This window comes from Azospirillum tabaci, from assembly GCF_014596085.1.
GTDB lineage: Bacteria > Pseudomonadota > Alphaproteobacteria > Azospirillales > Azospirillaceae > Azospirillum > Azospirillum tabaci.
Map to the genome: position 1 here is coordinate 139,456 of NZ_JACCJY010000008.1, position 17,903 is coordinate 157,358.

14 protein-coding genes, 1 tRNA gene and 1 pseudogene are annotated in these 17,903 nt (G+C 69.9%); 2 read left to right on the forward strand and 14 right to left on the reverse strand.

The window, feature by feature from the left end; translation table 11 throughout:
• Positions 1–12: 12 nt before the first annotated feature.
• From H0B54_RS12010 to H0B54_RS12050, 9 genes are all read right to left on the reverse strand, one after another.
• On the reverse strand, positions 13–1,047 hold the full coding sequence (locus H0B54_RS12010; protein WP_188260502.1) for a TRAP transporter substrate-binding protein: 1,035 nt from the start codon (positions 1,045–1,047) through the stop codon (positions 13–15).
• A gap of 15 nt (positions 1,048–1,062) precedes the next feature.
• On the reverse strand, positions 1,063–3,204 hold the full coding sequence (locus tag H0B54_RS12015; protein ID WP_188260503.1) for an adenylate/guanylate cyclase domain-containing protein: 2,142 nt from the start codon (positions 3,202–3,204) through the stop codon (positions 1,063–1,065).
• A 44-nt stretch (positions 3,205–3,248) separates the two neighbouring features.
• A complete protein-coding gene (locus tag H0B54_RS12020) occupies positions 3,249–3,776 on the reverse strand; it encodes a GNAT family N-acetyltransferase (protein ID WP_188260504.1) in 528 nt (175 codons plus the stop codon).
• The gene (locus H0B54_RS12025; RefSeq protein WP_188260505.1) at positions 3,773–6,301 is read right to left on the reverse strand and encodes an MFS transporter; all 2,529 of its coding nucleotides are present in this window, start codon (positions 6,299–6,301) and stop codon (positions 3,773–3,775) included. The genes H0B54_RS12020 and H0B54_RS12025 overlap by 4 nt, the downstream gene beginning before the upstream one ends.
• 2 nt (positions 6,302–6,303) lie before the next feature.
• Positions 6,304–7,503 carry an ABC transporter substrate binding protein gene (locus H0B54_RS12030; RefSeq protein ID WP_188260506.1) on the reverse strand — a complete coding sequence of 400 codons (1,200 nt, stop codon included), beginning with the start codon at positions 7,501–7,503 and terminating at the stop codon, positions 6,304–6,306.
• A complete protein-coding gene (gene alr / locus H0B54_RS12035) occupies positions 7,500–8,681 on the reverse strand; it encodes an alanine racemase (RefSeq protein ID WP_188260507.1) in 1,182 nt (393 codons plus the stop codon). The genes H0B54_RS12030 and alr overlap by 4 nt, the downstream gene beginning before the upstream one ends.
• Positions 8,678–9,742, reverse strand: coding sequence for a patatin-like phospholipase family protein (locus H0B54_RS12040; RefSeq protein ID WP_188260508.1), 1,065 nt, complete (start codon positions 9,740–9,742; stop codon positions 8,678–8,680). The genes alr and H0B54_RS12040 overlap by 4 nt, the downstream gene beginning before the upstream one ends.
• A gap of 86 nt (positions 9,743–9,828) precedes the next feature.
• Positions 9,829–10,575 (reverse strand): RNA polymerase sigma factor, encoded by a 747-nt coding sequence (locus H0B54_RS12045; RefSeq protein WP_188260509.1) that lies wholly within the window; start codon positions 10,573–10,575, stop codon positions 9,829–9,831.
• 482 nt (positions 10,576–11,057) lie between these two features.
• A tRNA-Trp gene (locus H0B54_RS12050) sits at positions 11,058–11,133 on the reverse strand.
• 293 nt (positions 11,134–11,426) lie between these two features.
• On the opposite strand from H0B54_RS12050, the gene H0B54_RS12055 reads away from it, so the two are divergent.
• Both H0B54_RS12055 and H0B54_RS30410 read left to right on the forward strand, forming a co-directional pair.
• Positions 11,427–11,792, forward strand: coding sequence for a cupin domain-containing protein (locus H0B54_RS12055; RefSeq protein WP_246472497.1), 366 nt, complete (start codon positions 11,427–11,429; stop codon positions 11,790–11,792).
• Complete coding sequence (locus H0B54_RS30410) at positions 11,728–12,114, forward strand: carboxylesterase family protein (protein ID WP_343068929.1); 387 nt, start codon at positions 11,728–11,730, stop codon at positions 12,112–12,114. The genes H0B54_RS12055 and H0B54_RS30410 overlap by 65 nt, the downstream gene beginning before the upstream one ends.
• 50 nt (positions 12,115–12,164) lie before the next feature.
• Here the strand turns inward: H0B54_RS30410 and H0B54_RS12065 are convergent.
• The 5 genes and pseudogenes from H0B54_RS12065 to H0B54_RS12085 all read right to left on the reverse strand — a co-directional run.
• Positions 12,165–12,302: pseudogene (locus H0B54_RS12065) on the reverse strand (IS256 family transposase); the annotation flags it as partial.
• The gene (locus H0B54_RS12070; RefSeq protein ID WP_188260511.1) at positions 12,287–13,468 is read right to left on the reverse strand and encodes an NnrS family protein; all 1,182 of its coding nucleotides are present in this window, start codon (positions 13,466–13,468) and stop codon (positions 12,287–12,289) included. The gene H0B54_RS12070 and the pseudogene H0B54_RS12065, both read right to left, overlap by 16 nt.
• 25 nt (positions 13,469–13,493) lie before the next feature.
• On the reverse strand, positions 13,494–14,708 hold the full coding sequence (locus H0B54_RS12075; RefSeq protein ID WP_188260512.1) for an NnrS family protein: 1,215 nt from the start codon (positions 14,706–14,708) through the stop codon (positions 13,494–13,496).
• Positions 14,705–15,478 carry an ATP-binding cassette domain-containing protein gene (locus H0B54_RS12080; RefSeq protein WP_188260513.1) on the reverse strand — a complete coding sequence of 258 codons (774 nt, stop codon included), beginning with the start codon at positions 15,476–15,478 and terminating at the stop codon, positions 14,705–14,707. The genes H0B54_RS12075 and H0B54_RS12080 overlap by 4 nt, the downstream gene beginning before the upstream one ends.
• 20 nt (positions 15,479–15,498) lie before the next feature.
• A complete protein-coding gene (locus tag H0B54_RS12085) occupies positions 15,499–17,784 on the reverse strand; it encodes a TonB-dependent receptor family protein (RefSeq protein ID WP_246472498.1) in 2,286 nt (761 codons plus the stop codon).
• Positions 17,785–17,903 lie beyond the last annotated feature (119 nt).

Genomic DNA, 17,903 nt, shown 5'->3' on the forward strand with positions numbered 1-17,903 from the left:
CGGCTGGGCCGCTTACGGCGTCTGCTCCTCGCGGATCGCCCGTTCGAAGGTGGCCAGCATCTCCACCCCCTCGGCACCGAACCGCCGCTCGATCGCCTGCCGCACCGCGGGTTGGGTGACCTTGCGGAACGCCTCCGCCTCGCGCGGGGTCAGCGTGTGGACTTCCATGCGCTGGGCCAGCGGCGGCAGGCCGCGGTCCGAGGATTCGATCAGGCGGCTGAGACCGCGGCTGGCGACGACGCCCAGCCGGGCGCCGTTCATCACGGCCGCGCGGTCGCTCGGGGCGAGGTCGTCCAGGAACTTGGCGTTCATCACCCAGACATAGGGGAGGAACAGGTGGTTGCTCAGCGTCAGGTGGCGCTGGACCTCGTCGAAGCGGGCGAAGCGGACGATCGGCACGGGATTCATCTGGCCGTCCACCGCCCCGGTGCCCAGCGCGTTGTAGAGATCCGACCAGGCGACGTTGACCGGCGCGCCGCCCAGGCTGCCGATCATGGTCCGGTGCGTCTCCAGATCCATGGTGCGGATCTTCAGGCCCTTCATGTCCTCGGGCAGGCGGATCGGGCGCTTGGAATTGGTGATGGTGAACAGCCCGCCCGGATCGCCGAAGCCCAGCACGGCAAGGCCCGCCTTGCGCCGGATCTCTTCGGCCAGCCTGTGGCCGAAGGAGCCGTCGAAGACGTCGTAGGCGTTGGCGACGGAGGAATAGGCGAAGGGCAGGTCGATGACCGCCAGCATCGGGTAGAGCGGCGCCACCCCGCCGACCGAGGAGATGGCCGACTGGATGGTCCCCTGGCGGACCAGCTTCACCGCGTCGCCGTCGCGGCCCATCTGGCCTTCGGGAAAGATCTCGACGCGCACGCGCTTCTCGGTCGCCACCTCCACATGGTTCTTGAAGACGATCGCCATGGCCCCGGCGGTGTTGTCGAAGGCGTCGTTGCGGTTGGGGTGGGCCAGCTTGATGACCGTCTCGGCGGACACCCCGGCGGCGGCGAGCGCCAGTACCATGCAGGCGGCCATCAGCCGCGCCGTCCATCTGCTTTTCATCGCGTCCTCTTTTGGCTACTTGGTCTTGAAATGCTCGGCGGGGTCCCAGCCGTCGCCGGGCGGGTCTGCGATCAGCCGCTCGCAGCGCGCGATGTAGAGCCGGGCCAGCGCCGCCACCTCCGGCTCGTCGGCCAGGGGACGCAGCAGGTCGAGCGCGGCCGACCAGCGCCGGCCGCGGTAGAGCGAGACGGCGACGTGCCACTGGCGGCACAGGTCGTGGGTCTCCGGCGGGCGGGCGAAGGCCGAATGGGGGTCGAGCGCGCCGACCAGCTCGAACAGCTCGATCGGCGCCGACAGGCCCGAAGGCACGGCGAGATCGACGGGCCGGAACAGGAAGCGCCCGCGCACCGCGTGCTCCACCGCCCCGGTGACCAGGATGCTGGTGCCGTAGGCCTTGTTCAGCCCCTCGATCCGCGAGGCGAGGTTCACGTGGGAGCCCAGCGCCGTGTACTGCATGCGGTCGGAGGAGCCGACGTTGCCCACCACCACCTCCCCCAGATGCAGGCCGAAGCGGGTCGGCATCGGCGGCATGCCGGCGGCGAGGCAGGCGTCGTTGATGGCGCGGTTGACCGACAGGCAGCCCAGCGCCGCGAGGCAGGCGTGCTCCGCATGGTCCGGATCAGGGCGCGGCGCGTTCCAGAAGGCCATGATGGCGTCGCCGATGAACTTGTCCACCGTGCCGCCATGGCCGTGGATGCAGGCGGTCATCCGCTCGAAATAGGTGGTCAGCCGGTCCAGCACCTGCTGCGGCGGCATGGCTTCGCTGGTCGCGGTGAAGCCGGCGATGTCGCTGAACAGGATGCTGAGGGGGCGCGTCTCGCCGCCCAGCTCGCCGCCGTCGCCGGTCACGATGATGTCGCGTACCAGCGCCTTGGGCACATAGGCGCCGAAGCGGCGCAGGCCGCCCTTCATGGCCTCCACGGCGCCGGCCAGCTCCGCCACCTCCTGCACGCGGGTGCGGACGGCGAAGCGGCCGGTCAGGTCGAAATGGCGGATGCGCTTGGTCTCCGACACGATGTCCTGCATCGGGCGGGTCAGCCGGTGCGACAGCCACAGCAGCAGCAGGACCGAGACCGCGAGCAGCCCGGCGCCGATTACGACGATGCGGTAGGTGGCGCGGCGGATGGAGCCGACGAATTCGTCCACCTCCACCGCCACGCCGACGGTCCAGCCGCTGCCGACTCCGTCGGTCAGGGTCGCGAACTCGACGATGTAGTCGCGGCCCAGCGGCCCCAGCGGGGCGATGAAGCGGTCGCCGGCCCCGCTGTTGCGGCGCTCCACCGCCTCGGCCAGCACCGGATCGGGGAAGGACGCGGTGGTGTGGAGCGCGGCCGTCGCGCCGTCTCCGCCGACCAGCAGGTCGGCCCGGTTGTGGCAGATCACCCGCCCGTTGCCGTCGATCACGAACACCGCCCCGGAGGGTCCGATGCGCAGGGCGTCCAGCCGGGCCGCCAGCCGGTCCAGCGAGACGTCGGCCCCGATGGTGCCGATGGGCACCCCGTCGTCGGTGGCCATCCGGTAGGAGACGGTGACCACCGGCCGCCGGGTCGCCGGCAGGACGAAGGCGTCAGACATCACCGCCGCCCCGGCCTTCTGCGCCGCCACGTACCAGGGGGCGGTGCGCGGGTCATCCGTCGCCTCCGCCCGCTCCACGCCGGTCACCTGCCCCCAGGAGCGCAGGTAGAAATAAGAGTCGGCGAACCGGCCCGAACTGGAATCCTGCATGCGCAGGGCGAGCGCGCTGCCGGGTGGCGGGGTGGCTGGGCCGAAACGCCCGCCATCTGGCGCCAGCCGCGCCACCTGGAAGAAGGCGCCGTCCCCGGCGAAGCCGACATAGAGCGAGGCGAGCTGCGGCAGGGTGGCCAGGGCGTCGGAGAAGTAGCGCAGCGATTCGATGCGGCGCAGCCCGTTCCGGTCGATCCGCCCGAACCCGGCCATCGCCTCGGCGACGCGGGCCACCGGGCTGACCAGCCCGTTCAAGTCGTTGGTGACGGTCTGGGTGGTGCGCGCGATGGACTGGGACGCCACCTCCAGCGCGGTGCGGGAGTTCTCGTGGTGGAGGTAGCTGAGCATCACCGCGATCAGCGGCACCGTCGTCAGCAGGAAGGCCAGCGCGATTCCCACGCGCAGGCGTATCCGGTACGGCGTTTGGGACATCGGGCGGTCTCCGGAGGGCCAGTGGAGCGGTGACAAGGGGAGCCTCAGCCGCCGGCCGGGGCGGACAGGTCGCGGACGAAGAGAAGGCGGTCGTGCCCGTCATGCTTGGGCTTGCGCGCGAAGACGCGCATGCCGACCGACAGCATCCCGCGCACGCTGGCCGTGTTCTCGGGCCGGACGGTGGCGAACCAGTAGCGGTGCCGGTCCGGCGGCAGCGCCCTTTGGGCGGCGGCTTCGATCAGGCGCCGGTGCAGGCCCTGCCCGCGCCGGTCCGGATGCACGAGGATGCCGGTGAAGTGCAGCGCCCGGTCGAGATCCCCGTCGGTAAGGCCATAGTCGCGGCCCAGATTGTGGGCGGCCCGGCCGGGAAACTGCACGGCGAGGAAGGCGGCGAGCGTGCCGCCGGTCAGCGCGCCGAGCACCACGCCGTGCCCTTCCGCCGGCCCGGCCAGCATGTCCGACAGCTCGGCCTCGGTGAGCGGGTGCATCAGCGGGCCGCAGGCCTCCCGCTGCAGCGCCAGGACGGCGCCCAGCGCGTCCGGGGTGAGAGGGGCGAAGCGCAAGCCGGTCATCGCCCGTCCGCCGTCCGTCCGTGCGGCGTGCGGGACGGGACGGTCCGCCGCCATGTCAGCAGGGCGAAGAGCAGCAGACTGCCGGCCAGCAGCCCGCCGATCAGGCTCACCCCCTCGGGTCCGGCGCCCAGCGGGACGGCGGCGGCCAGCGTGCCGAACAGCAACGGCCCGGCGGCCTGCCCCAGCTTGCGGGTGTTGACGTGCAGGGCGAGCACGGAATCGCGCCGCCGCGCCTCGCGCGCCGCCAGCAGCTCGATATGGCGCATCTGGGCGGACAGGCCGAAGCTCTCCGCCAAGCCGATGACGAACACCGTCGCGAAGGCCGTCCACAGCGACGCCTGGAAACCGAACAGCGCCAGCACCCCGGCGATCATCGCCGCGGACAGCAGCGTCACCCCCGGGATCGGCAGGCGCCGCGCCGCCATCCGGGTCAGCAGCGGTCCGGCCAGAACGACGCACAGGCCGTGCAGCAGATAGGCGCGGCCCACCGTCGCCGACGACAGGCCGAGATCCGCGACGAACAGCGGCAGATAGAAGGGCAGGAACATCGCCGCCACCGCGGTGGGCAGGGAGATCAGCGCCAGGAACAGCGGCACCTTGATGCGCCGCCGCTGCGGGTCGACCGTCACGCTGCCGGGCGGGGGAACCGCCGCGGGCGCGCAATGCGCGTCCGGCGGGACGGGCCCAGGCAGGCGGGGGACACCAAAAGCGGTGTAGAACAGCCCCGCCAACGGGATCAGGGCGCCCGCGGCGAACACGGTCACCGGTCCGTAGGTGGTCGAAAGCAGGGCGCCCGACACGGCCCCGCAATTCACCCCGGCGTACATGCCGGCGAACAGGCCGGATTGCAGGGCTGAGGTGTCGGAAACCCCGCGCAGCCGCCCGATCAGGGCGTTCGCCGCGATCAGCCCGGCCATGCCGCCCGCCCCGCTCAACCCACGGGCGAGGACGAAGAGCAGCGGGTCGGCGGTCATCGCCGCCACGGCGGCCAGCGCCATTCCCGCCGCCGCCGCGGCGAAGCCGGTCAGCGAAACCGCCCGCCAGCCGAGCCGCCCGGTCAGCCGTCCGGCGGCCAGAGCCGCGGCGACTCCGCACAGCATTTCCGCCGTCAGCGGTGCCGCGGCGACTTGGGACGGCGACAGAAAGGGAAAGGGTTGCCCGCCGAAGCTGGTCATCAGCAGCGGGACGAAGGACACCGGCAGAAAGGCACCGAAATACATCAGAAAGGCCGAGAAGCGGATGGAGCCGGCGAGGTTGCCGCTTCCACCCGCCCCGGCCCCGGCTGGTTCGGCCCGCCCTTCGCCCGAGCGGCGGGCCATCCGCGTCCGCCCTCCCAGCACGCGGTCCATCTCGAACATGAACAGCAGCGAGGTGACGAGGATGGTCGCCATGTCGAGCCCGAACTCGGTCAGCTGCGCGGCCACGCGGTCGCCGTCCACCACGGTCACCAGCTCGCGCGCCTCGCCGCTGCGGTCCTGGGCGAGCGGCCAGCGCAGCGTCACGTCCGGCATGTCCGACAGGAAGGAGATGCCGCTCACCCTGTGGCGGGCGTCGTGGGCAGCCGGGGTTGCGCCGGGCGCGGCCAGTTCGATGGATCGCAGGGTGGGCATGCTGGCGCGGATGCGCTCGAAATAGTCGTCCACACCGGCCAGGGACTCGTAGTCCAGCCCGCGCCGGACCACCGACTCGACGTCGTTGCGGATCATCCGGGCGACGATCTGGGTCGCCTGTTCGGCGGCCTCCAGATGGGCGGTGGAAATCAGCGTGTAGCATTCCGCCGCCGCCGCGGTCTGAGCGGCCAGCATCGCGCCGAGCGCCAACAGCCGGCGCAGGCGCTCCAGCCGGACCCGGCGCCCTTCCGACGCGCGGCGCAGCCCGAAGGCCATGGCAAGGCCGGTCAGGCCAAGGAAGCCGACCGTCCCCAGCCCCGTCCACAGGAGCTGCGGCAGGGTGCGGTCGCGGAACTCCTCGACGCGCTCGTCCACCCTGGCGCTGTCGGACTGGATGATGAGAAAGCCGGCGCCGGCGGGAGCGTCGGCCTGCCGGCCGTCCCGCTCGGTCTCGCCGGGATTGCGGATCGGCAGATAGAGGAAGAAGGCCCCGCGGTCGGGGTCGTTCCGGAACCAATGGGGGCGCCGCTCCAGTTCGGCGCGGGCGCGGCGCAAGGTGGCCTCCGTCATCGGCTCCACGGGCCGCCCCTTGGCGGTAGCGACGACGCGTCCGTCCGCCACCGCCACCCCGATTCCCCGCGCCCAGGGCAGGTTGGCGGCGAGCTGGTCGAGGATCGCCTCCAGCCCGTGGAAATCGTCCAACGGCTTGCCGTAGCCCAGCGCGTCCTGGATGTTCTCCACGGTCTTGCCACCGACCACCGCGAAGGCGGCCATCAGCGTGCCCGCGTAGTTCTGGCGGAAGGAGCCGAGATTGATGCTCAGGCTGAAGGCCAGCGTCACACCCACCAGAAGCACGGACACCAGAAAGGCGCGGAGGGGGCCGGAGCGGCCGGACGGGGCGCCGGGTGAGGCCATGGCTAGAGCACTCCGTGCAGTGAATCCGCCGCCAGCAGCGCCGGGAAGGGGATGCGGTAGCCGATGGCCGCCGCGGTCGCGGCGTTCCAGGCGATGGAGGGCGTGTCGAAATAGACCTGCGGCAGGTGGCGCAACGGCTCGCCGGCCATGACGCGGGCGAGGGTGGCGGCGCCGAAATGGCCGATGCCCGCCATGTCGGCGCGGGCGATGCTCATCAGCGCGCCGCGCTCCACCTCCTCGGGGCCGAGTTGCGAGAAGGTTGGGATGCGGCGTCTCAGAATGGGCCGGACCAGCGAGGAGAAGCGGTCCAGCGGCCAGCGCCCATAGGTGATGTAGACGGCCTCCGCCTCGCGCGACAGCGCCTCCCAGGCGGCGGTCAGATCGACCTCGTAGCGGTACTGGTCGAGGTGGTCGATCGGCGCGCGGACGTGCCGCCGCACCAATTCAAAACCAATCCGCTCGGCCATCGCCTCGATGTCGGGCAGCGAGGCGATGGCCCGGCCCGTCGGGCTGTCGTCGTAGGCGATGCCCAGCCGCCGGAACCGGAAGGTCTTGTGGAAGATGGCCAGTTGGCGCTGGAACCGCCGCGGATCCAGATGAGCCCACACATGGTCGCGCCCGGTGTCGGTTTCCGACGCGACGATCCCGGCGGCGATCGGGTTGGTGCAGGAGAAGGCGAGGACCGGGACCCGGTGGGCGTCGGTCGCCAGGGCGACTCCCGCGACCGTCCCCATGACGATCATCAGGTCGATGCCACGCCCGTCGCGCAGACGCTCCGTCAGCGCGGCGGCGCCTTCGGCTGTCAGGTTGGTGGTGTGGGCGTCGGCGACGAAGTCCAGAACCGGACTGCCGGCGTGAGCGGCCAGCCAGGACCACAGGGCGGCGGTGTCGGTCTGCCCCGGACGGTAGGGCATCCCAGTCAGCGCGCCGGTCCAGCCCATCCGCTCCAGTTCGCCGAGGATGGCGGCGAGCGTCGCGGCGTAATTGCCGTAGGGCATGGATTCGGCGTAGCCGATGCGCCAGCGACGCGGCACGTCCCGGACGGATGGGAGCGGTCGGGGAGCGGCCAGAACCGGGGGCGACGGGCAGAGGGCGCCGAGGCCGGCGGCGGCCGCTCCGGCCATCCAGCCGCGGCGGGGCATCGCCGCGGCTGGGCGGGCGGCGGTGGATCGGCCGGCGGGGGGGGGGGGATGGGGGGTCATTCCGGTTGGTCCTTCCCCGCGGCGCTGGACCGGTAGCGGCGGACGACCCGCGATCCGAGCAGCGTAACCGCGCTGGGGCGCAGCCCGGACCGCGCCGCAATGTCCTCCACCGTGATCCGGTGATCGCCCTGCCGCCCGATCAGGACGGCCTCGTCGCCCGGCTGGACGCCGGGGATGTCCGTCAGGTCGGCGAGCAGCCCGCTCATGAAGGGGCGACCGAGGACCGGTGCCGGGCGTCCCCGGATCAGCAGGACCCCTCCGGCCAGCCGGTGCAGGTGGTGGCCGTCCGAGAAGCCGAAGGGCAGCACGGCCACCGGTGTGCGCCGGGGCGCGGCGCTGGCGGCGGCGTAGTCGGCGACATCGCCCGGCTCCAGCGCCGTCACACGGGTGACGCGGGTCTTCACGCTCATCACCGGGGCGAGGGGGAGGGGCAAATCCCCATCCACCATGCGGATGCCGAACAGCGCGGCGCCGCAACGCACCGCCGTGCAGCCGATGCGCGCCGCGGCCCCGGTCAGCAGGGGGCGGCCGAGAGCCGCGCTGCTGAGCGCATGGACCAGCGGTGGCAGCAGCCCGGCGGCCCGCGCCGCCTCGACCGCCTCGCCGAACCGTTCCAGCTCCGCCACGCCGCCGTCTTCATGGGAGCCATAGGCACCGGACAGGTGGGTGTACAGTCCCTCCAGCCGCAGCGCCGGCGTGGCGGCGACCGCGGCCAACACGTCGGTCAGGCCCGCCCGTGGCGCTCCGAAGCCGGCGAAGCCGGTGTTCACCCGGACATGCACGTCGACCGTCCGACCGGCGCGGCTGGCGGCGGTGGCGAGCACGCATGCCTCCGCCACGCTGGTGACGGTGGCGTCCAGCCGGTGCAGGGCAGGCAGCCGGAGCTGGCTGGGCAGTGGCGGGTCGATGACCAGGATGGGGGTCGTGACTCCCGCCCGCCGCAGGGCGATGCCCTCGCCCATGTCGGCCACCACCAGCCCGTCGATCCCGAACCGCTGGAGCGCCCGTCCGACCGGCCCGGCGCCATGGCCGTAGGCGTCCGCCTTCACCACGCCTAAGACGGCCTGGCCGGGGGAAAGGCCGCGGCGCAGCCGTTCCAGATTCCGGCCGAGGGCGTGCAGATCGATGTCCGCCCAGGCGGTGGTGCTGCCTCGCCGGCCCGTCCGCGTTCCCGTCATGCAAGGAACTTCGCGCTGATGTCGGTCGAGGATTCCCTGCCGATCTGGTCGAAGTGCTGGTCCAGGAACTCCTCGGCCTTGTGGCGGCCCGTTTCGAACATGTACATCAGGAAGTCCCAGTCGGCGTTCAGCTTGCTGGTGACGCCCAGCTTCTCCACGACCTCTTCGGCGTCGACGGTGTGGATGTGCATTTTCTTGTGCTTCTCGGGGCTGAGCTCGCCGGAGTCGATCAGCTTGGAGACGAAGTCGACGACGCGCAGCTCGCGCATCATGCTGGAGTTGAAGCTGAGCGTGTTGACGCGGTCCATGATCTCGCGGGCGGTGCGCGGCGGCACCGGCACGCGAACCGGGTTGATCTGGACGATCAGGATGTCGCGGCTGTCGCACTGGTCGATCAGCGGGAACAGCGGCGGGTTTCCGGAATAGCCGCCGTCCCAGTAGAAGGCATTGCCGACCTGCACCGCCTGGAACAGGAAGGGCAGGCAGGCCGAGGCGAGGACCGCGTCGACCGAAATGTCCTTCGGGCCGAACACCTTCAGCCGGCCGGCGCAGACGTCGGTCGCCGCAATGAAGGTCTTGCAGGCCGGCGCCTTGCGCAGCCGCTTGAAGTCCACCACGTCCAACAGCACGTCGCGCAGCGGGTTCATGTTCATCGGGTTCAGCTCGTACGGCGACATCATGCGCGACAGCGCGTCGAACATTTGCCAGAGCGGGGAGAAGTCCATGTTCCCCTTGCTGAACATCTTGTCGAGCGGGGTCGGCTGGAGCGGCCCCTTCTTCGCCTCGTCGGAGATGCGGCGCCAGAATTCGCGCAGCTTGCTTCGCGCGCCCTCATGGCCGCCGATGGTCAGGCCATAGGCGGTGACGGCGCAGTTCATGGCGCCGGCGCTGGTTCCGACGATGCCGTCGATGGTCAGGCGCCCGTCCTCCAGGATGCGATCGATCACGCCCCAGGTGAAGGAGCCGTGGGCACCGCCCCCCTGGAGCGCCAAGTTGATCGGCTTGGCGCTCTTCCGGTTGGCGGGCTGAACGGCGGGGGCGGGCATGGTCTGGTCGGGCATGGATGGCTCCGGTCGTTGGCGTCTTGGTGAGGGGTGGCAGGGTGGGAAGGGGTGTGGGAATGGTCGCGCTCGGGCGGCGGTGCGGGTCAGAGCGCCGGCTTCATCGTCTTGGAGGGGGGAGTGGAGGGGGGCTTGGGCGGACGCGTTCTGGTCAGCACGCCGTGCTTGGTCGCGCGCCGCGACTGCGGCGTGTCGGGGGGCGGCTTCGCCAGCAGGTCGCGATGGTCCGGAACCGCGCTGCGCAGGTAGCTGCGGATCTGCTGAATCCATTTGCGCGCCAGTTCTTCGGAGATGGACAGCTCCGCGGCGATGTCCGCGTAGGGCTGCTCCTCGATGAAGCGCATGCGGGCTGCCTGACGCATCCGCTCGTCCCGGATGCCGTCGAGCGACTCCAGAACCTTGGCGAGCAAGGCGCGGTCGGCGTTGGAGCGTTCCGGGTCCATGGCGTCCCGGCCGCTGGTCCCGTCGGCGATGGAGGCAATCTCGACGAGGGAGCCGACCAGGACGGGATGGCGCTGGTGGGCGCGGTGCCGGTCGATGAAATGGTTGATGGCGGTGCGCCGCAGCCAAGTGCGCGTCTTGATGATGGAGCGCGCGTAGAGGGGAAGGGCTTCCGACAGGTTGATGCAGAGCCCGCTCAGGCAGTCGTGGATCTCTTGCCGGTTTCCTTTGCACAACCTGTGGTACGTCCAGAACAGGTCGGTGTAATGGCGGCACCAGAAGACCCAGAAGGCGGTCTGATCCCTGGTCGCGATGCGCTCCAGAAGGCCGACATCATCAAGTTCGTTGAGATCTTCCCCGGTGCGGGAATGAAGCCGGGGTGATCCAGTCATGGACAGGGAGGGCCAGGGGCGTTTCGGTTCCCGCTGCCGGTCCAACGCTGTTCCGGTGGGGTTGCCCCCCAGAGGTTGCATTCTTTGCTGCATATGACGTCCCTTGCGCGTTTTGCTCAAGGGACGCTCGCCACGTTCTATGCGTGAACGAAGTGGATATACTTTTTTTCGAAATACCTATGTATTTCGTAGAAGCTTATCAAAAAAAGAGCCTATCCAAACGCAACCGTACTATGTCTTGATAATCAAGCCTTGGCTATACGCGCGCGTGTGGGCGCGTCGATTCTGTCGGCTGGTGTCGAAGGACGGAGAAGCGGCTAATAACGCCGTGCGGCCCCGGGCCGTCTAGAGGAATGAGGATGAAGATTTATTAACCAAAAAAAGTGGAATCCTTGATCCCGGTGCCGAAGCGTGTTTCCAAATTTCTACAATTCAGGAGGTCTGTGCGACTGTGCGCGGGGCCATTCGAATTCCGTGTCGAATGGCAGGAGTGGAGGGGCTCGAACCCCCAACCCCCGGTTTTGGAGACCGGTGCTCTACCAATTGAGCTACACTCCTGTCGCCGCTTCGCAGCGGGAAGCCGCTTGTAGGCGATTTCAGGGCTTTGCACCAGAAGAAAATTACGGCAATTGCGCTTGAAACGCGCTTTCACCGCAGTAACGTGGGAAATTGGCGGTGAAGCGGGTGGACCCTAACGCCGCTCATCCCCATCCGCGCAATTGGAAAAGGAAAAATCCGCCGAGAAACGTCAATCTTTGTCACAAAACAAGTAAAAAGGTTTTTTTGCGGGTCTGGTTATTCCATATTTGAAAATACAGATGTCAGTTTCAGAAAATTGTGCGGCGGTCCTCTTGAGTAACCTGGAAAAAGAGGCCTCCGGTGACGGGCGTGACGTCATGGGACGGCAAAGCCATGGCGCTTCAGGACCGCTTGGCCAGGCAGAAGCCTCACGCCATAGCCGCACCGCTTGGCACACCCATCCGGCCGGACAAATGCTCATCGTCACGGCTGGCAAGGGATGGGTTCAGCAGGACGGCCAGGCTCGTCGTGAGATGAAATCCAGCGATGTCGTGTGGATCCCGGCTGGGGTTAAGCACTGGCATGGCGCGACCAGCACCAACGGCATGAGCCACATCGCGGTTACCCACGTCCGTGACGGCAAGAACGCCGATTGGATGCAATTGGTCACCGACCAGGAATACGAAGCCCGGCCGTGATGGCCATGAAAGGCGATGTCCGCCCACGCAATGTGCTGGCAACCATCATCGCCATGGTAGGTCTGGGCGCCGCTTCACCCGGCCAGGCTCAGCAATCACGCGTGATCGATACGGCACCGGCACCGTCATCGGGACGGCGCGCAACGGGATCGGGTCCTGGCTCGGCATACCGTACGCCGCTCCACCGGTGGGACCGTTACGCTGGCGGCCACTCCGGCCTGCAACGCCGTGGGCTTCGCCCATGAAAGCAAACACGCTGCCAAGCGGCTGCGCGCAAAACGCCGAGCTCGGTGTGTTTGGGTCGTGTCCCGAGGCGTGGTGAAAGAGCCAGGGTGCTCTTGCGGTGGCCGGCAGATCCGGCCGGGACGCGCACGCAGCCGCAGCGGGCAACGTGAGGGCGAGATCATCGCGCAGCGGGGCGATGGTCTCCAGGGTCATGCAGCGTGCCGGCTGAACTGCCCATTCGTCATTCTGCTCAAGCAGAACGGTGCCGATCAGTCGGGGGGCCGCCCATCCACGCCGCGCGCTGACATCCGCCCACAGGCCAGCGCGAACAATAGGAAAGTGACGATCCACAAGGCACCCGCCAGTGGAATCAGCAGCATCGTGCGCTGTGGGTCGAGTGCGGCAGCGATCCGAGCGCAAGCCGCCGCAGTCACGGCAAGATGGATTCCGACCTTCAGCCAGGAGGCGGTGAGCGCCCGCCCGTCATGGCCGACGGCGGTCCACGTCATGACCGCCAGCGTCATCCCTCCGATTGCGCCCACGGTCCAGGCGTGGAGCGCCGCGGTGTTGAAGGCGGCGCCTCCGCCCAGCGAGGCCCAGGCCGCCAATAGGAACCCGGCCGGGATGAAGCCGTAGGCGACGTGCAGCACGGCCACGAGCGGTTCGGACAACCTGCGGTGCGGGTGCCACCGCGCGAGCCGCGCTGCCTGCGCGAATCCGGCGGCCAGCAGCAGGGCGCCGGTCAGGCGTTCGTCCAAGACACCGTCGTCCCGGAAGATCCAAGTCGTCAGGGCAAGCAGCCCGAGCCCCATCGCCGCCCCGTCGGAACGGGAGAAGGGCGTAGGCAACCAGGTGGCGCCGCGCGCCTTCAGCGAATTCCCGGTGAAGCTCGGGATGATCCGCCCGCCGCCCAGCATAATCCATGTCAGCATCGCCACCAGCGCGAGGCGCGTCCCATAGGTGCTCCGCCCGATGCGCCACAACTCCCAATGGAACAGACTCTGCGCACCGATCAGAGCGGCGAGGATGGCCAGAATCGGCAAGCCGCGCCAAGCCCTGGCGGCGGCAATCTGGCGCCCGATCACGACAGCCAATGCCACCGGAAACAGCAGCGTGGACACCGCGGCGGCGAACGGTCCCAGCGCCGCCGATCCGGCCACGCCCAGCCGTCCCACGATCCAGGCGGCGAACAGTGCGGCCAGTGGCCAGCCAACCAGCGGTGGGCACCCGGTCCATGTCGGAACCGCCGTCAGCAGGACGCCGGCGACGATGGCCGGCACGAAGCCGAACAGCAGCTCGTGCGCGTGCCAGGAGACGGGGGAGAACGCCCCTTCTAGGCTGGTAAGGCCGAGGAACCATGGCACCCAGACGGCGATCAGCGCCACGGCGTAGAGCGCGCCGAACAGGAAGAAGGGACGGAAGCCGGCGTTGAAAAGAGTGGTGGGTTTCATTGGGACTTGCCTCATGCGCCGCGGCTCAGCACACCGCGGCCTGGTCCACGCGGGGCTTCGACAGGAATGGCCAGTAGACTTTCAGCCAGAGCAGGAAGGCCGCCGCCCAGAGCAGCGCCGCCAGCGCGTGGGGCGGTCCGGGCGGCACCGGCAGGACGCCCAATCCCGGCAGCACCCGCAGGGCTGCGGCCCCGACCAGCAGCGCAATGGCCAGCCGTGCCGTCGCCGGAAGGGGAAAGGTCCGGCCGGTGTGGAACAGCCCGGCGATGGCGAAGACCGCCAGCACGCCGAGGCCCAGCCCGCCCATCAGCGCCAGATGCAGCGCCGGCGTATCCGCGAATCCCGTCCCCAGCCGGGAGACGCCGACCAGCAGCAGCCCGGCGCCCGCCATCAGGCTCGAGCCGGCCAGGGCCAGGATTTCCGTGCGGAAGAAGGCGCGTCCGATGAAGGACTCGGCGACCCGGTCGAGGAAGGCGGCTCCGGCCGCGATGAAGAGGTAGGCGCTCACCGCGGGCGACAGCCCGGCGATCTCCCCGGCAAGGGCGATGGCGACCAGACCAGGCGCCAGGTTCAGCCGCCCCGGATGGGGCCGGTAGGGCGAGCTGCCCTGGCCGGGGTCGAGCACGAGATTCGTGACGGGCACCGAAATGCGCGCCAGAACGAGCCCGAGCAGCCCGAGCAGCACCAGACCGGCGGCGTGCAGCCCGGCCTTTGCCCGCTCCACGTCGCCGAGAACGAAGGCGGCGTGGACCGCCGCCCCCGACACCGCCAGAGCGCTCAGCCAGAGGAGAACGCCAGCCAGCCGGCTCGTGCGCTTGCGCCAGGACACCATCGCGATATAGACGGGCAGGGCGGCGAGCCACGCCGTGTCGGCCACCGCGGCGGCGGCGGCCGCGCCGTCGGCACCGGACAGCCCGGCGACCCGCCCGATCCCCCACAGCGCCGCCAGCGCGAAAAGGGCGCGCCCCTGAAGCCGCCGGCTGTCCGTCCATTCCGGAATGGCCGTGGTGATGAAGCCGATCACCGCCGCGCCGAAGGAGCCGAACAGCATCTCGTGCGCGTGCCACAGTCCCGGCGGGATCGCGCCGTCGAAGGGCAGGGCGAAGCCGTTGACCACCGCCCACAGCAGCGGCCACAGCGCGGCGTGCAGGGCCGACAGCGGGAAGAACATTCGCAGCCCCTCGTCGCCGAGGATGCCGGCGAGGGTCGGCGCGGGGGCGGTTCGGATTGTGTCCGTCATGGAACCCGCCTTTCGTCGATGTCGTGAATGTGGCGGAACAGCGGGTCGTCGGACAGGAACCCGGCGACCAGCCGGTAGACGGTGCCGTCGTCGCGCCCGCCCGGTTCGCCGGGAACGGCGCGCGTCCCGGCGATGCCGCGCCCCTGGGCGTCCATGACCACCACACGGTGGGCGATGCGCACCGCCTCCATCAGGTCATGGGTGATGAACAGGGCGCCGAACCGTGCCCCGCGCGCCGCCTCGATCACCAGATCCTGCATGCGGCGCTTCAGGGCGACGTCGAGCGCGGTGAAGGGCTCGTCGAAATAGACGAAGTCGGGGTCGATCGCCAGCGCCCGCGCAATGGCCGCGCGCTGGCGCATGCCCCCCGACAGCTCGATGGGATACTTGTCGAGGTCGGCGCGGTCGAGCGCCACCCGCCGCGCGGCCTCCTCCGCCCGCTCCCGCCGTTCGCGGCGGGGCAGGCCGAGCAGGCGCAGCGGGTAGGCGATGTTGGCCCGCGCCGTCGCCCAGGGCAGCAGGCGCGGGTCCTGGAACACCATGCCGTGGCGGCGGTAGCGCCGCGCGACGCGGCCCCGCGACGGCTCGACCACCCCGGCGGCGATGTGCGCCAGCGTGCTCTTGCCGCAGCCCGAGGGGCCGACGAGCGCCGCCACCTCGCCCGCCGCCAGCGACAGGTCCACGGCGTCGAGCACCGTGCGGCCGAGATAGGCGTGGCCGATGCCGGTCAGCGTCAGGGAGGGGGTGGCGCCCGTCGTTTCCAGAGTCATGGCAGGGTGCCTTTGCGATTTTAGAAGCTGACCTTCAGGCCGGCGTAGAAGGCCCGCCCGTCGCCCGGCAGATAGACCGCCTGGGTGGGCGACGCCTGATCGACGATCAGGGTCGAGGAGGCGTAGGTTGCGTCGAAGATGTTGCGCGCCTCGCCATAGACGCTGACACGCTCGTTGATGGCGTAGGTGCTGCGCAGATCGACGGTGGCGTAGCCGTCCGCGTAGACGCTGTTCATGTTGTCCACGGGAGTCCTGCCGGGATACCAGTCCACCTCCGCCCCCACCGACAGGGCCGTCGTGATGTCGTAGCGCGCCGAGGCGTTGATGACGTGGCGTGGCGCGCCGGCCAGTCGGTTGTCGCCGCGCACCGGATCGTCCTGGAAGCGGAAATCCTGGAAGGTGTAGGCGATCCGACCGCTCAGCCGGTCGCTGAGGAAGGCCGACAGCCCGAGATCGACGCCGAAATGCCGGGTCCGGTCGGCGTTCACCGCGCCGAGCGAGGCCCCGGTGGAGTCGCGCAGGCTCAGCAACTCGTTCTTGACCCAGGAGTAATAGGTCCCGGCATCGACCGCGACGACCCCGAAACGGCCGCGCCAGCCCGTCTCGACGGTGGTCGCCGTCTGCGCCTTGAGGTCCGGCGTGCGGTAGGCGGTGGAGACGAGGCCGGGCTGGGCCGGGCTCGGGCGTCCGGCGCTGCTGTTCGGCGTGCCGTTGACGGTGGCGATCAGATCGTCGTGGGTGGGTGGCTCGAAGCTGCGGCTGACCGCAGCGTAGAGGGTGTGGTCCTCCCGCGGCTTCCAGGTCAGGCCGAGGCTGGGGCTGACCCCGTCGTAGCTGCGGTCGTAGCTGGTGTTCCCCGCGGGGATCGAGCCGGCGGGCAGCGCCACCCGCGGGTTGGCCGGGTTGAAGGCGATGGTCGGCCGCCGCGCCGCGCCGAAGGTGTCGTCGTTCTCGCGCGTGGCGTGGGTGACGGTGAGTGCCGGGGACAGGGTGACCGCGTTGCCGAGCGGCAGGTTCAGGCCGCCGTGGAGCGCTAGGGTGGAGGCGTCCATCGTGCTGCGTCCGAACAGGGCGCCCTGGCTGCCGGCGTTGTTCAGATAATCCTCGCGGTCCGCCGAGCCGACGACGTAGCGCAGGGTCGTCTCGAACAGCGGCAGGGGCTGGCTGGCGTCGGGGCTGTAGGCGTAGCGCGCGACGGCGGTGACGTCGCCGCCCTCGGTCTTGCGGATGCCCGAGGAGATCGGGAAGCGGAACGTGTCGTCCGTGTGGGTGTAGCCCAGCGCCACGTCCAGCAGGTGCGCCCCGAAGGTCGCCGTCGTCCGGTTGCCGGCGCGGAACTGCCTGGCTTCGCGCTCGGGCCGGTCGCGGACGACGTTCGGTCCCGGATTGGTGGCAACGCCGCCGACCACGCGGGGGCCGGTGTAGACCGCCTTGGGGTTCGATTCCAGAAGCTGGCGGGTCAGCGGGCCGGCCACGTCGAAGGACAGGTTGGTGTAGCCGGCGAAGAAGCGGGTGGTGACGTCGTCGGACAGGGCGGCGCCCGCGTTGGCGTCGAAGCCGGTGCGTTCCGAGCTGTTGTAGTCGCGGTAGCCGTCGCGCTGGCTGCGTTGGACCTGGATCAGCCCGTCCAGCTTTCCGGCGCTGCCGCCGGCCTGCAGGCTGGTGTTGAACTGGCCGAAGCTGCCGCCCTCGATGCCCAGCCGGTAGCCCGGCGCGGAGGAGCCGGTGGGCGCGATGACGTTGATCGCCCCGCCCAGCATGCTGGCGCCCAGCCGGTTGGCGGTGTAGCCGCGGTAGATCTCGGTGAATTCCGCCTGACGCGGGTTGGCCAGCCCGACGATGTAGGAACCGTCGGCGCGGTTCAGCGGCAGGCCGTTCTGCAGGGCCAGAATGCCGCGCTCCACCGGATTTTGCTGAAGCCCGGAGCCGCGGATCTGGATGCGCGGCTGGTCGTTGCCGCCGAAGAAGTTCTGCACCACCACGCCGGGCACGCCGGACAGTGCGTCGGACACCGTGACGTTCGCCTTGCCGGCCAGATTCTCCTCCGCCACCAGGGCGGTGCCGCCGGGAATCGCTTCCAGACGGCGGCGGGCGGTCGCCTCGGCGCTGTCGGCCTGTCCCTCGACCATGACGGGTGCGAGGACGACGGCGGCCCCCGGCGCCGCCGACTGAGCGTGGGCCGGCTGCGGTGCCGCGGCGGTCATAGAGGCCATGGCCAGCCCGGCCAGAAGGATGGGGGCGCGGCTGGCGGTGTCCGCTCGTGCGGTTCGGAACGCCGCTTGGCCGGCCTGTCCCCGTGTCGTCATGATTCTCGTTTCCCCGGAAAAGCCGATGTCTCGGATAAAAATGCGAATGATTGTCGTTCGCATTTTATCGGCCTTTCGGGCGGGCTGTTTGTCCGCGGTCAAGCTCGCGGCGGAAAAGC

Excerpts from the sequence above, each read along its gene's own strand:
- H0B54_RS12010 (WP_188260502.1), bottom strand. The coding sequence starts at position 1,047 with ATGAAAAGCAGATGGACGGCGCGGCTGATGGCCGCCTGCATGGTACTG.
- H0B54_RS12015 (WP_188260503.1), bottom strand. The coding sequence starts at position 3,204 with ATGTCCCAAACGCCGTACCGGATACGCCTGCGCGTGGGAATCGCGCTG.
- H0B54_RS12020 (WP_188260504.1), bottom strand. The coding sequence starts at position 3,776 with ATGACCGGCTTGCGCTTCGCCCCTCTCACCCCGGACGCGCTGGGCGCC.
- H0B54_RS12025 (WP_188260505.1), bottom strand. The coding sequence starts at position 6,301 with ATGGCCTCACCCGGCGCCCCGTCCGGCCGCTCCGGCCCCCTCCGCGCC.
- H0B54_RS12030 (WP_188260506.1), bottom strand. The coding sequence starts at position 7,503 with ATGACCCCCCATCCCCCCCCCCCCGCCGGCCGATCCACCGCCGCCCGC.
- alr (WP_188260507.1), bottom strand. The coding sequence starts at position 8,681 with ATGACGGGAACGCGGACGGGCCGGCGAGGCAGCACCACCGCCTGGGCG.
- H0B54_RS12040 (WP_188260508.1), bottom strand. The coding sequence starts at position 9,742 with ATGCCCGACCAGACCATGCCCGCCCCCGCCGTTCAGCCCGCCAACCGG.
- H0B54_RS12045 (WP_188260509.1), bottom strand. The coding sequence starts at position 10,575 with ATGACTGGATCACCCCGGCTTCATTCCCGCACCGGGGAAGATCTCAAC.
- H0B54_RS12070 (WP_188260511.1), bottom strand. The coding sequence starts at position 13,468 with ATGAAACCCACCACTCTTTTCAACGCCGGCTTCCGTCCCTTCTTCCTG.
- H0B54_RS12075 (WP_188260512.1), bottom strand. The coding sequence starts at position 14,708 with ATGACGGACACAATCCGAACCGCCCCCGCGCCGACCCTCGCCGGCATC.
- H0B54_RS12080 (WP_188260513.1), bottom strand. The coding sequence starts at position 15,478 with ATGACTCTGGAAACGACGGGCGCCACCCCCTCCCTGACGCTGACCGGC.
- H0B54_RS12085 (WP_246472498.1), bottom strand. The coding sequence starts at position 17,784 with ATGACGACACGGGGACAGGCCGGCCAAGCGGCGTTCCGAACCGCACGA.